This is a genomic window from Roseateles oligotrophus (assembly GCF_014204525.1).
Lineage (GTDB): Bacteria > Pseudomonadota > Gammaproteobacteria > Burkholderiales > Burkholderiaceae_C > Paucibacter_A > Paucibacter_A oligotrophus_A.
This window is the reverse complement of sequence record NZ_JACHLP010000003.1, coordinates 103,312-118,240: the sequence shown is the minus strand read 5'-3', so window position 1 is coordinate 118,240 and position 14,929 is coordinate 103,312. Positions and strand designations below refer to the sequence as shown.

The 14,929-nt window shown below is 67.5% G+C and carries 11 protein-coding genes; 5 read left to right on the top strand and 6 right to left on the bottom strand.

Annotated elements, in window-relative coordinates:
• Positions 1 to 9 precede the first annotated feature (9 nt).
• Positions 10 to 867 carry a D-hexose-6-phosphate mutarotase gene (locus HNP55_RS08140; RefSeq protein WP_184298083.1) on the top strand — a complete coding sequence of 286 codons (858 nt, stop codon included), beginning with the start codon at positions 10 to 12 and terminating at the stop codon, positions 865 to 867.
• A 10-nt stretch (positions 868 to 877) separates the two neighbouring features.
• Here the strand turns inward: HNP55_RS08140 and HNP55_RS08135 are convergent, their stop codons facing one another.
• From HNP55_RS08135 to HNP55_RS08125, 3 genes are read right to left on the bottom strand one after another with little or no spacing between them, the layout of a single operon-like run.
• Positions 878 to 1,378 carry a TPM domain-containing protein gene (locus tag HNP55_RS08135; protein WP_184298081.1) on the bottom strand — a complete coding sequence of 167 codons (501 nt, stop codon included), beginning with the start codon at positions 1,376 to 1,378 and terminating at the stop codon, positions 878 to 880.
• A complete protein-coding gene (locus HNP55_RS08130) occupies positions 1,378 to 2,274 on the bottom strand; it encodes a TPM domain-containing protein (protein ID WP_184298079.1) in 897 nt (298 codons plus the stop codon). The genes HNP55_RS08135 and HNP55_RS08130 overlap by 1 nt, the downstream gene beginning before the upstream one ends.
• Before the next feature lie 12 nt (positions 2,275 to 2,286).
• Complete coding sequence (locus HNP55_RS08125; protein WP_184298077.1) at positions 2,287 to 2,919, bottom strand: LemA family protein; 633 nt, start codon at positions 2,917 to 2,919, stop codon at positions 2,287 to 2,289.
• A 158-nt stretch (positions 2,920 to 3,077) separates the two neighbouring features.
• Here HNP55_RS08125 and hemE point away from each other — a divergent pair, with 158 nt between their 5' ends.
• A complete protein-coding gene (hemE, locus tag HNP55_RS08120; RefSeq protein WP_184298075.1) occupies positions 3,078 to 4,166 on the top strand; it encodes a uroporphyrinogen decarboxylase in 1,089 nt (362 codons plus the stop codon).
• A gap of 393 nt (positions 4,167 to 4,559) precedes the next feature.
• Positions 4,560 to 6,662, top strand: a complete 2,103-nt coding sequence (locus HNP55_RS08115) for a primosomal protein N' (RefSeq protein WP_184298073.1) — start codon at positions 4,560 to 4,562, stop codon at positions 6,660 to 6,662.
• Here HNP55_RS08115 and HNP55_RS08110 read toward each other — a convergent pair.
• Entirely contained in the window at positions 6,655 to 7,431 is a 777-nt protein-coding gene (locus HNP55_RS08110; RefSeq protein ID WP_184298071.1) for a response regulator, read from the bottom strand. The two genes, HNP55_RS08115 and HNP55_RS08110, sit on opposite strands and share 8 nt — an antisense overlap.
• Positions 7,428 to 8,078, bottom strand: a complete 651-nt coding sequence (locus tag HNP55_RS08105; protein ID WP_246448289.1) for a response regulator — start codon at positions 8,076 to 8,078, stop codon at positions 7,428 to 7,430. The genes HNP55_RS08110 and HNP55_RS08105 overlap by 4 nt, the downstream gene beginning before the upstream one ends.
• Before the next feature lie 676 nt (positions 8,079 to 8,754).
• On the opposite strand from HNP55_RS08105, the gene HNP55_RS08100 reads away from it, so the two are divergent.
• Positions 8,755 to 9,594 (top strand): ABC transporter substrate-binding protein, encoded by an 840-nt coding sequence (locus HNP55_RS08100; RefSeq protein ID WP_246448288.1) that lies wholly within the window; start codon positions 8,755 to 8,757, stop codon positions 9,592 to 9,594.
• 10 nt (positions 9,595 to 9,604) lie between these two features.
• On the top strand, positions 9,605 to 12,229 hold the full coding sequence (locus HNP55_RS08095) for an ATP-binding protein (RefSeq protein ID WP_184298067.1): 2,625 nt from the start codon (positions 9,605 to 9,607) through the stop codon (positions 12,227 to 12,229).
• 22 nt (positions 12,230 to 12,251) lie between these two features.
• Here HNP55_RS08095 and HNP55_RS08090 read toward each other — a convergent pair whose 3' ends face one another.
• Positions 12,252 to 14,702: a prolyl oligopeptidase family serine peptidase gene (locus tag HNP55_RS08090; RefSeq protein ID WP_184298065.1), complete on the bottom strand. Its 2,451-nt coding sequence runs from the start codon at positions 14,700 to 14,702 to the stop codon at positions 12,252 to 12,254.
• Positions 14,703 to 14,929: the final 227 nt, after the last annotated feature.

Below are 14,929 nucleotides of genomic sequence, written 5' to 3'. Positions count from 1 at the left end.
GCTTTTGCCATGTCCAAACCCATCCCCCTCTCCCGCCACCAAGGCCTAGACGCCATCAAACTCGAATCACCGGACGGCGCCAGCGCGACGGTGCTGTTGCATGGCGGCCATGTGCTGTCCTGGGTGCCGGCCGGCGGGGTGGAGCAGTTCTATGTTTCGCCGGATTCGGCTTTTGCGCTGGGCCAGCCCGTGCGTGGCGGGGTGCCGGTGATCTTTCCGCAGTTCTCGGCGCGCGGCCCCTTGCAGCGCCATGGCTTTGCGCGCAGCAAGCCCTGGCAACTGGTGATGGCCGAGCAGGGCGCGGACGACGCCCTGGCCGTGCTGCGCCTGACGGACGATGCGGCGACGCGCATGGTCTGGCCCCATGCCTTCGAGCTGGAGCTGAGCCTGCGCGTCAGCGGCCGCAGCCTGCAGATCGAGCTGGCTTGCGAGAACAAGGGTGAGCAAGCCTTTGACTTCAGCACGGCCTTGCACAGCTACTTCGCCATCAACGATCTCGATGAAGCCAGTGTCCAGGGCCTGGCCGGCCTGCATTACTGGGACGCGGTGGCCGCAGTGGAAAAACAGCAGCGGGTCGAATTGCTGCTGCCCACGGGCGATCTGGACCGCATCTACCACCAAGTCAAAGAGCCCTTGCTGCTGCGCGAGCAGGGCATCAGCACCGAGCGCCGCCTGCAGATTCAGCACCAGGGTTTTGATGACGCCGTGGTCTGGAACCCGGGCGCCGAGAAATGTGCGGCCCTGGCCGATGTGCCGGATGCGGATTACCGCAAATTCCTGTGCATCGAGGCGGCCACCATCGAACACCCCATCCGCCTGCAGGCCGGTGAGTCCTGGGTGGGCCGGCAAGACCTGACCCTGCTCTGACCACTCTGATTCAGAGCAGGATCACCCGGTCCGGCAATTCATTCGGATTGCTTTGCCCCGGCGCTAGCGGGAAGTGCGTGCCGAGCAACTGATCGACTTCCTGCACGGCCTGCTGCAGGCCGTCTTGAAAGCGGCCTTGGCCGAGATGCTCGCGCAGGCGCTGGACCACGCCCTGCCATTGCGCAGCGCTGACGCGGCTGTTGAGCCCGCGGTCGGCCACGATCTCGATGGCGTTGTCGGCCAGCAGCAGATAGATCAGCACGCCGTTATTGGCCTCGGTGTCCCAGACCCGCAGCTTGCCAAACAGCGTGACCGCGCGCTGCCGGGCGCTGAGCTTTTTCCACAGATAGGACAGGGGCAGGCTGGCTTCCACGCAGACGCAGATCTCGCCGCTGTGGCGGGTCTCGCTGGCCTGCACCTGGGCCTCCAGCTGCTGCTCCGCCGCGGGCGGCAGGGCGCGGCGCACATCGCTGTGCTCGGTCCAGCGGTGCTTTAACAAACGTCGAATCATCACCAATCTCCCGAGGCGCCGCCGCCGCCAAAGTCGCCGCCGCCGCCGGAGGAGAAGCCACCTCCGCCACCACCTCCGCCGCCGCCAAATCCGCCCCCACCACCGCCGCCAAAGATGATGGGGCCGCCACCGCGACGCCCGGCGCCCGAGCCACCCATCAGGCCGACCAGAATCATGGCCAGCACGGCGGCCAAGCCGGCGGCGATCAGGCTGCTGACCACCACCCAGCCGATGACACCGGCCGCACCGCCGGTCAGCAGCGTGCCCAGCTTGCGGCCGAAGATGCCCGTCAGCACCGCGCCCAGCACCGGCACGCCGATGAAGAACAGCGCGCCCAGCTCCTCGAAGTTGAAGCCCTGAGGCGCGGCCGCCTTGCCTCGCCCGCCCTGGCTGGGCGGCGCCAAGTCCTCGCCGCGGATCTTGGCGCTCAGCTGGTCCACCGCCAGATTCAGGCCGCCGGCATAGTCGCCCTTGCGAAAGGCCGGCGTGATGGCCTCGCGGATGATGAGGCTGGCCGCCAGATCGGGGATGGCGCCTTCCAGTGCCTTGGCGACCTCGATGCGAACCTTGCGATCATCCTTGGCGACGACGAGCAGGGCCCCATCGCCGACACCGCGCCGGCCTATCTTCCAGCTGTCGCCCACGCGCTGGGCGTAGGCGGCGATGTCCTCGGGCTGGCTGCTGGCCACGATCAGAATCACCAGCTGCGAGCCGGCGCTTTGCTCAAAGGCCGCGAGCTTGGCCTCCAGCGCGCTTTGCTGGGCGGGGTTGAGCGTGCCGGTCTGGTCTATCACCCGCCCGCTCAGGGCGGGCACGGGCAAGAGATCCTGGGCCAGGCCGGGCAGGGCCCAGGTCAGGCCCAGCCACAGCAAGCAGCCAAGTACAAGCCGACGCATGCTGCGGCGGGTTTATTTGGAGGCCGCGGGGCTGGCCGGCTTGGCGTCGAAGCTCACCGAGGGCGCCGTGCTGATGGCGGCCGCGTTTTCCACGGTGAAATTGGGCTTGACCTCATAACCCATCACCTTGGCGGTCAGATTATTGGGAAAGCTGCGGGTCAGCACGTTGTAGTCGGCCACGCTCTTGATGTAGCGGTTGCGGGCCACGGTGATGCGGTTCTCGGTGCCCTCCAGCTGCACGCGCAGGTCCTGGAAGCCCTGGTTGGCCTTGAGGTTAGGGTAGTTCTCGCTCACCACCAGCAGGCGGGAGAGCGCGCTGCTCACCTCGCCCTGGGCGGCCTGGAATTTCTTCAGCGCCTCTGGGTCCTTGGCCAGCTCGGGCGTCACATTGATGCTGGTGGCCTTGGCGCGCGCCTCGATCACCTTGGTCAGGGTCTCCTGCTCGAAATTGGCCTCGCCCTTGACGGTGTTGACGATATTGGGAATCAGGTCGGCGCGGCGCTGGTACTGGCTCAGCACCTCGGACCAGCTGGCGTTCACCTGCTCATCCAGACGCTGGAACTCGTTATAGCCGCAGCCAGACAGGCCCACGGTGGCGGCCAGAACGGTGGCGGCCAGGGCGCCGCGTTGGGTCAAAGAGCTCATGAAGATTCCTCCAGATGTTGCTTGAACGTGCGAGTGCGTGAGTGCCGCTCGGTAGATGGCGATGGGGCCGGGCAAATCAAGTCGAGAATGGCGGATTCGGCGCGCGCTTGATTTAGCACCATGCCCTTGCGTGCCGCAGCAAAGGATAATCCACCGCCATGAGCGCACCACTGCAAAACGACACCTTTCTGCGCGCCTGCCTGCGCCAGCCCACCGATTACACCCCCGTCTGGCTGATGCGCCAGGCCGGCCGCTATCTGCCCGAGTATCGCGACACCCGCGCCAAGGCCGGCAGCTTTATGGGCCTGGCCACCAACCGCGACTACGCCACCGAGGTGACCTTGCAGCCGCTGGAGCGCTACCAGCTGGACGCCGCCATTCTCTTCAGCGACATCCTCACCGTGCCCGATGCCATGGGCCTGGGCCTGAGCTTTGCCATCGGCGAGGGGCCCAAGTTCGCCAAGCAGGTGCGTGACGAAACCGCCGTGGCCGAGCTGGCCGTGCCGGACATGAACAAGCTGAAATACGTGTTCGATGCGGTGTCCTCCATCCGCAAGGCGCTGAATGGCCGTGTCCCCTTGATCGGCTTCTCGGGCAGCCCCTGGACCCTGGCCTGCTACATGGTCGAGGGCGGTGGCTCCGACGATTACCGCCAGGTCAAGAGCCTGATGTATGCCCGACCCGATCTGATGCACCGCATCCTGCAGATCAATGCCGATGCCGTGGCCCTGTATCTGAATGCCCAGATCGAAGCCGGCGCCCAGGCCGTGATGCTGTTCGACAGCTGGGGCGGTGTGCTGGCCGACGGCATGTTCCAGCAATTCAGCCTGGACTATTCGCGCCGCGTGCTGGCGCAAGTGAAGACCGAGCATGAGGGCCAGCGCATCCCGCGCATCCTCTTCACCAAGGGCGGCGCCCTGTGGCTGGACGAGATCGCCGATGCCGGTGCCGACGTCGTGGGCCTGGACTGGACGGCCAATCTCGGCCGCGCCCGTGCCCAGGTGGGCGGCCGGGTCGCCCTGCAAGGCAATCTGGACCCGAACGTCTTGTTCGCGCCGCCGGAGGCCATTCGTGGCCAGGTGCGCACGGTGCTGGACAGCTTTGGCCGCCCGCAGCGCGCCGATGGCGGCTGGGACGGCCACATCTTCAATCTGGGCCACGGCATCAGCCAGTTCACCCCGCCAGAGCATGTGACGGCTCTGGTGGACGAAGTCCACAGCCATTCCCGCAAGCTGCGTGGCGCTTAGGCCCTGCCTGCCTCGGCATCCCCTGTGTGGATGCCGACAAAACGTGAAGTAAGCACTCAGGGTAAGGACTTATCCCCAAAATAGGGCAGGGCTGGAATCAGGCAATTTCCAGCTTATGCACAGCCTATGGTTTTCCCTGTTTTTCGCTAAGTGCTTGATTTAGAAGGGCTTGTTAATTTTGGCAAGCAGATCGTCGCCAGTCGGCCCCTTGGGTGACAGCGCAGCTTCTGGCCTTTTACAAGCACTTTTTCAACAAAGTTATCCACAGGCTAAATCACAGCGGCTGCCGGCCTTGAAAATCATGCACTTAGCAAGTGAATTGAAAGTCCTGTCTGCGGCTGCATGCTGGCAGCTGCCCTTGCTGTGGATAAGTTATGGCCCGGCGCATGAGTGATGACTGAAGCAGCCCAGCCTTCCCTGCCGGCCCCGCCGCGCATCCGTGTGGCGGTGGATACGCCCCAGCACAGCGGCCTGAGCGGCCCGCTGGACTATCTGAGCCCCCAGGCCTTGCCGCCCGGCAGCCTGGTGCGCGTGCCCCTGGGGCGGCGCGAGATGCTGGGCATCGTCTGGCCGGGCGAGCCCTCGGGCGATACCGACCCGGCCCTGCTGCGCCCCATCTTGTCCAGCCTGGACGGCCTGCCGCCGCTGAGCCCGGCCTGGTGCCAGTTGGTGGAATTCGCCGCCAACTACTACCAGCGCAGCGTGGGCGAGGTGGCTTTATCGGTGCTGCCGCCCCAGTTGCGCGAGCTGGACGGGCCCAAGCTCAAGCTGCGCATGAAGCGGGCCGCCAAGCTGGGGGCCCAAAACTCGGGGTCCGGCGAGACGCCCGCGCCCGGCCTGCCGACCCTGAGCCCGGCCCAGGCCGAGGTGCTGGCCCAGCTGGATGCCTTGCTGGCCGCGCCGCGCGAGCGCACCGCGCCGCCGCCCGTGCTGCTGTACGGTGTGACGGGCAGCGGCAAGACCGAGGTCTATCTGCGCGCCGCCGAACATGCTTTGAAGCAGGGCCGCCAGGTGCTGGTGCTGGTGCCCGAGATCAATCTGACGCCGCAGCTGGAGGCCCGCTTTGCCGAGCGCTTTGCGGGCCGCCGCCTGGTCTCGCTGCACAGCGGCCTGACGCCGGCCCAGCGCCTGCGCCATTGGCTCTCGGCCCATCTGGGCGAGGCCGATCTGGTGCTGGGCACCCGCCTGGCCGTGTTCGCCTCGATGCCGCGCCTGGGCCTGATCGTGGTGGACGAGGAGCATGACCCCTCGTACAAGCAGCAGGACGGCGCGCGCTACTCGGCCCGCGATCTGGCCGTCTACCGCGCCCACCTGGAAAAGCTGCCCGTCATCCTCGGCTCGGCCACGCCCTCGCTGGAGAGCTGGCAGCGCGCCAACGAGGGCCGCTACAAACGCCTGGCCCTGCCGGGCCGCATCGGCGGCGGCACCTTGCCGCAGGTGCGCCTGTTCGATATGAAGTTGCTGCCGCTGAGCAAGGGCGTTACCACGGCCTTGACGGCGCCCCTGATCCAGGCCCTGCGCACCCGGCTGGAGCGCAAGGAGCAAAGCCTGATCTTTCTGAACCGGCGCGGCTACGCCCCGGTGCTGCACTGCGGCGAGTGCAACTGGAAGAGCGACTGCCCGCATTGCAGCGCCTGGCGCGTCTTCCACAAGGGCGACCGCACGCTGCGCTGCCACCACTGCGGCTTTACCGAGCGTGTGCCCTCGGCCTGCCCGACCTGCGGCAACCAGGACATCGCGCCGCTGGGCCGCGGCACCGAGAGGCTGGAAGAGCAACTGGCCGAGACCTTTCCCGAGGCGCGGGTGGCCCGCATCGACGCCGATTCCACCAAGCACAAGGGCGAGCTGGAAGCCCAGTTGCAGGCCGTGCACGCGGGCGAGGTCGACATCCTCGTCGGCACCCAGATGATCACCAAGGGCCACGACTTCCGCGGCATCACCCTGGTGGCGGCCATCAACCCGGACGGGGCCTTGTTCAGCAGCGACTTCCGCGCGCCCGAGCGCCTGTTCGCCCTGCTGATGCAGGCCGGCGGCCGTGCCGGGCGCGATGCGAGCCAAGCCGCCCGCAGCGAGATGTGGGTGCAGACCTGGCACCCGGAGCACGCCTTGTACAAGGCCTTGGCCAAGCATGATTTCGAGGCCTTTGCGCAAAGCCAGCTGGCCGAGCGCGAATCCGCCGGCCTGCCGCCCTATGCCCATCTGGCTCTGTTGCGGGCCGAGGGGCGCACGGTGGCGGCGGCCCAGGGCTTTCTGGATGCGGCCTCGGCCTATGCCCAGCAATTGCCCGAGGCCATGGGGGTGCTGATCTACCCCGCCATCCCCATGAGCGTGGCGCGGGTGGCCAATGTGGAGCGCATGCAGATGCTGATCGAGGCCGGCAGCCGCGGCGCCCTGCAACGCCTGCTCTGGCACTGGATGCCGGAGCTGCATGCGCTCAAGCGCGAGCACAAGGGCTTGCTGCGCTGGGCGGTGGATGTGGATCCGCTGGCTATTTAGGGTCGGCTAGGCGCTGGGCCGCCTGCAAGTCCTGCAGGATCTGCCGCAAGTCCTGCCAGCCTTGGCGCGCGAGCTCCCACTGCTGCAGGGCCGCGGCCTGCTCCAGCCGGCGGGCGATCTCGCCCTCGGCGTTGTGGCCCAGGATCAGCAGCACCGATTTGAGGCTGTGGGCCACCAGGCGCAGGCCTTGGGCATCGCCGCGCTCGCAGGCGCTGTCGCCGGAGGCGATGTCCACGAAGAACTGCTTCAGGCAGTCGCTGCGGAAGCTGGCGTAAAAGGCCCGGTCGCCGCCGAAATTGTGTTCGATCGCCTCATCCAGCGCCCGCGTGCTCTTGCTGCCGGGCAGGGCGGTGGCCTGAGCGGGGGCCGCCTTGGGCGGGCCGCCCTTCTGTGCCAGCTCGGCCAGCACATCCTCCACACAGGCTTGCAGATCGGCCAGCGAGCAGGGCTTGGCCAATAGGCGCCAGACATGGGGCTGGTTCAGGCGCTCGCGCACCTGGTGGCTCAGGCCGGCGCTGAAGACCACCAGCCGGGCCGCGCCCTGCAGCGCGGGCTCGTCGGCCAGGCATTGGATCAAGTCATAGCCCGAACGGCCGGGCATCATCAGATCGGTCAGAATCAAGACGACTTGCGTCTCGCGCAAGCGCGCCAAAGCCTCGTCCACATGGCTGCAACATGTCAGTTCCACGCCCAAATCGGCAAAAGCGGAGCTGACAAAATGTTGCAAGGAGGCGTTGTCCTCCACCAACAGGACGCGCGGCAGGCTCATGAGCCGGCTTCGTTCGATTCCTGCGGCCGCAGATGTTCGGCCAGGGCCTCGCGCAAAAGCCGGGGCAACTGCCGCACCAGATCGGGCTTGTGCACCACCGGCACGCCGGCCAGGGCGAAGGCGTAGGGCGCGCGCTGTTCTTCGTCCAGCGAGGTGACGACGATCAGCTTGCTTTGCGCAAACTGGGGCTGCGAGCGCAGGCTGGTGATCAGGGTGGCGCCGTCGATGCCGGGCAGCAGGATGTCGACGATCAGCACATCGGGCAGCAACTGCCCGCACATGGCCAGGCCGACGATGCCGTCATGCGCCAGATGCAGCTCGACGCCCGGGAACTCCTGCCCGACCAGCAGCGAAACCAGGTTCTGGAAATGGACCGAATCTTCGATCACCAGCAGGCGCGGCGTGTGGGCGCTGCGCGCCGGGCGGCCGGCGCGGGCACGCGGGGCCGGGCCGTGGCCGCTGCCTGGGCCCTCGGCGCGCAGGCGTTCGATGCGGTGATGGCCTTGGGCCATGGCGCCCGAACGCTGGGCCGTCCAGGCCTCCACCGAGCTGCGGGAAATCCTGCGATGCCCACCCGGTGTTTTCCAGGCCGTGAGGTCGCCCCGGTCCACCATCAATTGGACCGAACGGACGGCCAAGCCCAACATGCGCGCCACCTCCATCGTGCTGCAATCCGGGCTCTGGCTAACAGTTTGAGTTTTATGGTTGGGCATTGCGCGATTTTGCCGAAATTTCTATGCGTGTGGCGCGGAAATTAGGCTGTTGATTCGATGAATTTGATATATATGAATGGTGAAAATCACATTTCATTGAAACCCAGCCAGATGGCAGGGTCTCGTCGCCGATGACGGCATCGCCAGCCGCAAGCGGGTCCGCATACCGTTTGATTATTGCGTCCAGGTACTGTGTTACTTGTTGCCCTGATGCCCGCGACCGCGGGGTGGCCTGCCAGCCGGTCCTGAGGCATGGCGGCTTGAACGGGCTTCTCGGTAACGGCGGCCTGCGCTCCTGCCGATGCCTGCTTGAATTCGAGGCCGCAGTTTCGGCGATGCGGCCGCCACGCCGATGGGCCGCGGCATTGCCGATCTAGGGGTGATGTGTCAGCAGCGCAACAGCGCCGCGTACGAGCTGGGCCTTGGGCTTGATAAGGCCTTGGCGGCGCAAGGCAGCCTTCAGCTCCGCCGCCGGCCGGCAGGCGGCTCGACAATGCAACAGAGTTCATTGCATTGCGCCATCGCATCGCCGATCATCCATCGGGCCTGAAGTCTTTGGCCGAAGCGGCATGACGCCGCGCATCTCCGGTATGCGAACAGGGATGACGTTATGACAAGAATTTTGGACAAGATTCGAGTTGCTGGGCGCAAGGCCCTGGGCCTGGGTATGGTGTTCCTGTCCCTGAGCGCCGCCGCGGGAACCACGGGGGCGGCATCGGCCGCCACCGCCTCCGTCCTAGAGCGGGTGCAGCGCAGCGGCATTTTGCGCGTCTGCATCTGGCCGGACTATTACGGGGTTACTTTCCGCAATCCCCGCAGCGACCAATTGGGCGGCATCGACATCGAGCTGTCGGCCGAGTTCGCCCGCGATCTCAAGGTGCAGCTGCAGTATGTGGAAACCTCCTTCCCGCAGCTGGTGGAGGACGTCAAGGCCGAGCGCTGCGATGTGGCCATGTTTGCCGTGGGCGTGCTGCCGCAGCGCAAAGAGCATCTGAACTTCAGCCAACCCTATCTGCGCAGCGATATCTACGGCGTCACCACCCGCGCCAGCCGCATGGTGCGGGAGTGGTCGGACATCGACAAGCCCGGTGTCGTCGTCGGCGTGCAGGCCGGCACCTTTATGGAACCGGTGATGGGCCAGGCGCTCAAGAACGCCAAGATGGTGATCGTGCGTCCGCCCGCCAGCCGCGAGGCCGAGTTGGAAAGCGGCCGCGTCGATGTCTTCATGACCGACTACCCCTACAGCCGCCGCCTGCTGGACAAGGCCGACTGGGCGCGCCTGATCTCGCCGCCCAGCCCCTTCTTCACCTTGCCCTACGCCTATGCCGTCAAGCAGGGCGACGCCGTCTGGCTGGCCCGTGTGGATGAGTTTGTGGCCGCCATCAAGCGCGATGGCCGACTCAAGGCCGCAGCCAAACGCAATGGCCTGACCGAAATCCTGGTGAATTGATGCGCCTGCCATGTCGGGAATCCTGTTGAACCCGTCTGGCCGGCCCGGTCAAGCCGCCGAAGTCGGCGCCGGCGGCTTGCCGGAGCCTGGGCTCAAGCTGGCCGCGCCGCCCCTCCTGAGGCAGACTTCCGGCCGCCTGGTGCTGCTGGCCTCGGCGGTGCTGAGCGGCCTGGTGCTTTTCGCCGTGCTGGCCCTGGCCTGGTTCGAGCGCAGCGAAGCCTTGAAGGGGGCTGTGGCCCGGGGTGAATTGCTGGCCCGGGTTCTGGTCGAACACGCCACCAGCACGGTGGACGCCACGGCTCTGACCCTGCGCACGGTGGCGGAAAGCATGGCTTACCAGCCCGCGGCCGATGCCGAGCACCTGCGGCCCCTGCTGAACCAGTCCCTGCAAGGTCAGCCCTTTTTGCGTGGTCTGGCCGTGCTGGACGCCAAAGGCATTGTGCTGGCCAGCACGGTAGCGACCGAGCTCGGCTTGCGCCTGGACCTGGAGCGCTTTGGCGCCCTGCCTCGCGCCGGGGCGGAGAAACTGCTGCCCTTGATGCCGGGCCGTGGCATTGCCGATCTGGTGCCCAGCAGCGATGGCAGCCTGCGCCCGCCTCAAAAAGTGAATGTGCTGCCTCTTTTGCGCCAGTTGCGCGCGGCCAGCGGCCAGCCCCTGTATCTGCTGGCCTTGATCAACCCCGAAGCCTTGGCCAACCATCAGCAGCTGACCCTGGCCGGCAGCAAGGGCCAGGCCTTGCTGAGCAGCTATGGGGGGCAGTTGCTGGCCGCCACCGAGGCCGTCAGCCTGGAGCCCGGCGCGGAGCTACCCCGGCATCCCATCTTCAGCCAGTGGCTGCCCGAGCGCGAGTACGGCAGCTATATCGGCGCGGGCGTGATGCCCGGCACCCAGGTGGTGGCCTTCCGGGTCTCGCGCAGCCGGCCCTTGCTGGTGTCGGTGGAGCTGGATCAGTCCGATGCTCTGCAGGGCTGGCGGGACAATCTGCGCTGGCTCGTCGCGCTTGCCGCGGGCGCTTTATTGCTGATTGCCGGCGCCACCGCGGTCGCCTTGCGCAGCCTCAGCGCCCGTGAGCGGGCCCGCCACGCGCTGGACCATGCCCACGAGCGCGTGGCCCAGCGCGAGCGCGAGATGCAGGTGCTGCTGCGCAGCCTGCAGGAGCTGATCTTCCGCACCGATGCCGGCGGCGCCATCACCTACGTCAACGCGCGCTGGTCGGCGCTCAGCCAGGCCAGCAGCGATCAGGCGATTGGTCAGCGCCTGGAAGACTTGGTGGAGGCCGCCGAGCGTCAGCGCGTCACCGCCTTGTTCAGCCGCGAGGACATGGCGCCGGTGCGCTCGGCCGCCATCTCGGTGCGTGCGCCGGACGGGCGCTTGCTGCATTTCGATGTGGCCGTCGTGCCCCTGTTCGCGCAGGGCGATGGCGATGGCGATGCCGATGGCCGGGGTGTCTTGGTCGGTTTCGCGGGCAGTGCCGTGGATGTGACCGAGCGCACCGAGTCCCGCCAAGGCCTGCAGCAGCAACTGGCCCTGACCGGCCTGCTGCTGGAGATGAGCCCGCAGCCGGTGTGCATGTACGACACCCGGGGCCTGTACCTGACGGTCAACCAGGCCTGGGAGGAATTCACCGGCCTGAGCCGCAGCGAGGTGATAGGCAGACCTCTGGGACAGCGCTTGTCGGAAGCAGAGAAGGCCTTTCACCGGGCCCAGGACGCCAAGCTGCCCGCCGAGGGCGGGCGCCTGCGCTACGAAACCCAGCTGCTGAACCGGGACGGCCGGCGCCGCGATATGGTCCTCACCAAGGTGCTGGTGCCCAATGAGCAGGGCGGCATCCTGGGCGTGCTGTGCACCTTGGTAGACGTCAGCGAATTCCGCGATGCCGAGCGTGCCACCCGCGAGGCGCGCGATGTGGCGCAGGAGGCCTCACGCGCCAAGTCGGCATTTGTCGCCAATATGAGCCACGAGCTGCGCACGCCCCTGCAGTCCATCCTGGGCTTCTCGGAGCTGGGCCTGAAGCGGGCGCGCGAGAACGCGGTGCTGCTGGAAATGTTTGGCGAGATCCATGCCTCCGGCCAGCGCATGCTGGCCCTGGTCAACGACTTGCTGGATGTGGCCAAGATCGAAAGCTCGGTCGGCACTTTTGATCTGGAGCGCACCGATCTGCGCGGCCTGATTCAGCCGGTGCTGCGCGAGCTGATGCCCTTGATGGACCGGCGCCAGCTGCGCCTCGATGTGGAGCTGCCCGCGCAACCCCTGGCCGCCCAGGTGGACCCGCTGCGCTTCCAGCAGGTGATGCGCAATGTGCTGGCCAATGCCATCAAGTTCTCGCCCGACGGCGGCAGCTTGCGGGTGCATGCCGAGGCGCTGCCGGACGGCGAGGCGCATATCTCGGTGGCCGACCAGGGGCCGGGCATTCCGGCCTCGGAGCTGGACAAGATCTTCGAGGCCTTTGTGCAATCCAGCCAGACCAAGGACGGCGCCGGCGGCACCGGCCTGGGCCTGGCCATCTGCCGCAAGATCATCGCCGTGCACGGCGGCCGCATCAGCGCCGCCAACCAGGCCGGCGGCGGCGCCATCTTCCACATCTATCTGCCGGCGCGGGCCGGGGGCGATTCCCAGCTCGGCGGCAGTTACTGAAGGCCGGGCGCGCGTTGGCGTTTTAGCGCGGGGCGCGCGGATCCCCCAGCTGCGCCTTCAGCCACTGGCTCATCTCCCACTGCACATGGCCGACCGACTCGCGCGCCGTGTAGCCGTGCGACTCGAAGGGTAGGGTGACGTAACGTACCGAACCACCGGTGCCTGCCAAAGCCTGGTAGAGGCGCTCGCTCTGCATGGGGAAGGTGCCGGAGTTGTTGTCCGCCTCGCCGTGGATCAGCAGCAGCGGCTCCTTGATCTGGTTGGCGTACAAAAAGGGCGAGAGCTTCAGATAGACGTCCTGCGCCTCCCACAGCGAGCGCCGCTCGCTCTGGAAGCCAAAGGGCGTCAGCGTGCGGTTGTAGGCGCCGCTGCGGGCGATGCCGGTCTTGAACAGCTTGGTGTGGGCCAGCAGATTGGCCGTCATGAAGGCTCCATAACTGTGGCCGCCCACGGCCATGCGCTTGGGGTCGACGACGCCCAGCTCCTCGGCCTTGTCGATGATGGCGCGGGCATTCATCGTGATCTGCTCGACAAATGTGTCGTTGACCGTCTTGGGATCGCCCACCACCGGCATGGTGGCGTCGCTGAGCACGACAAAGCCGTCCATCAAGAGCATCAGCGGGCTCAGCGGCGCGAAGCTGCTGAAGCGATTGGCCGAACCGCTGACCTGGCCGGCCGTGCCGGCATCGGTGTACTCCAGCGGATAGGCCCAGACCAGGGCCGGGCGGCGCTCGCCGGCGCGGTAGTCGGGCGGCAGATAGAGCCAGAAGCTCAGGTCCACGCCGTCGGCCCGCTTGAAGCTGACCAGCTCGCGGCGGATCTTGCGCAACTGCGGGCTGGGGTCCTTGGCCTGGGTGAGCACCCGCTCCTCCTCGAAGCCGCTGCCGCTGCGCAGGATCAGCTGGGGCGGCTGCTTGGCGGTTTCGCGCTGGGTCAGCAAGCGGCCCCTGTCCAGGACGGCCAGGGCCTGCTCGTAGGCGTTCTCGTCCGACTGGAACAGGCGTTGCACGCTCAGGTCCTTCAGATTGAGGCGGTCGAGAAAGGGCCGCTCGCCCTGCGGGCTGGCGCCGGGGCCGGCCAGCAGCAGCTCGCCATGGGCCGCGATGACGGCCTGGCGGCCATTGGCCAGCATGCGGGTTTGCGGGACGCCGGGGTGGCGGTAGCGCTCGCGCAGCGAATGGTCGAACAAGGTCTTGCCCGGCCCACCGGCCAGCGGCTGCAGCGAGGTGCGCAGCCAGGACTTCTGCCGGTCCAGCTCGGTCAGCAAGGCGTTTTGCCCGTCGTCCAGAAAGCTCAGGCGCACAAAGCGCTGGGCCAGGCGTTGCACCTCCTGGGCCTCGCCCTTGAAGGGCGGGTCCAGGCGCATCAGGCGGTCGCGGTGGCTGGCCTTGTTGTTCGGGTTGCCGCCGTCCAGGGCTTCGACCCAGAACACGGCCGCCTCCTTGCCCGGGGCGGCGAAGAAGGCACGCGGGCCGGTGACCACGCCTTCCAGGGCCACGCCTTGCTTGAGCGGCACCCGCGCCAGCTCGCGCAGCAGCGTGCCATCGCGCCGGCGCAGCTCCACCGTGCGCGGGAAGTCTTCCCAGGGCTGGCTGTAGCTGAAGGGGCGGCTCAGGCGCTCGCTCAGCAGCACGGCCTGCGCCCCTTCGCCGCTGATGCTCAGGGCGCTGAACAAGCCGGGTTCGCCGAGGGCGCGCAGGCCGCCCGTGGCCAGATTGACGGCGGTGATCTGGCTGCGCGCGTGGTAGTCCAGCAAGGCCTGATCAAAGCTGTTCTTCAGCAGATCGGGGTAGGTGCGCTCGGGTGAATTGCGGCCAAAGCTTTCCTGCACCGTCGGGCCGCTGGGAGCCTTGGGCGGGGTGGGCGCGGCACCGCGCGAGGCGGGCAGGGCCAGCACCAGCAGCTCCTGCGGGCTCAGCCAGACCGGCTCCAGCGGCGCCAGCACCAGGTTGAGCCTGAGCCCCTTGATCTGGCGCAGCGGGCCGCCGGCCGTCTCGCCCACCCATAGCTCGGTGGCCTGGGCCGTGCGGCGGCTGAGCACAAAGCGCTGGCCGTCGGGCGACCAGTGGAAGGCATGGAAGGCGCCGCCGGCGGGCAGCGCAACTTCACGTTCCGGCGCCTGCGGGTCCAGCAGGGGGCGCAGGCTCAGGGACTGCAGCGGCGTGCCGGCCTGCGGGCTGGCATTGCCGGGGTCGAAGCGCAGGCCGGCCAGGCGCAGCATGGGGCGGGCCAGCTCTTCCACAGGGCTGAGCCGGCGCTGGCTGAGCTGGACCAGGGTCCGGCGCTCGGGGGAGATCAGCAGGCGGGGCAGATTGGGCGCGTCCAGCAGCTCGCGCACGGCGGCCGAGGGCTGCTGGTAGTCGCTGCTCGCCTGGGCTTGCGTGGCCCAGGCCTGGCCCAGCAGGCTCAGGGCACACAAGGTGCCCAGCAGCAATTGGCGGGGCCGACGCGGCATCGGGCGGGCGTGGTGCATGGCGGGTATTTCCATCGGACTTGTTTTTTAGGGATGGCGAAGGGCCGGCCTTGGGCCGACGCTGGGCGCGAAAGCAGGGATGATGCCAGCCTCGCAGGGCCGGCGCCGGTCGTCATGGCCGCCAAAGCACGGCCGCGCTGGCCCCCACATCGTCGCTTGCCGCCCCCCAGATGCGGGGAGTCCGTGTCACGGTTTTGCTTCGGCAGGGCCCTAACATAACGGCAAAA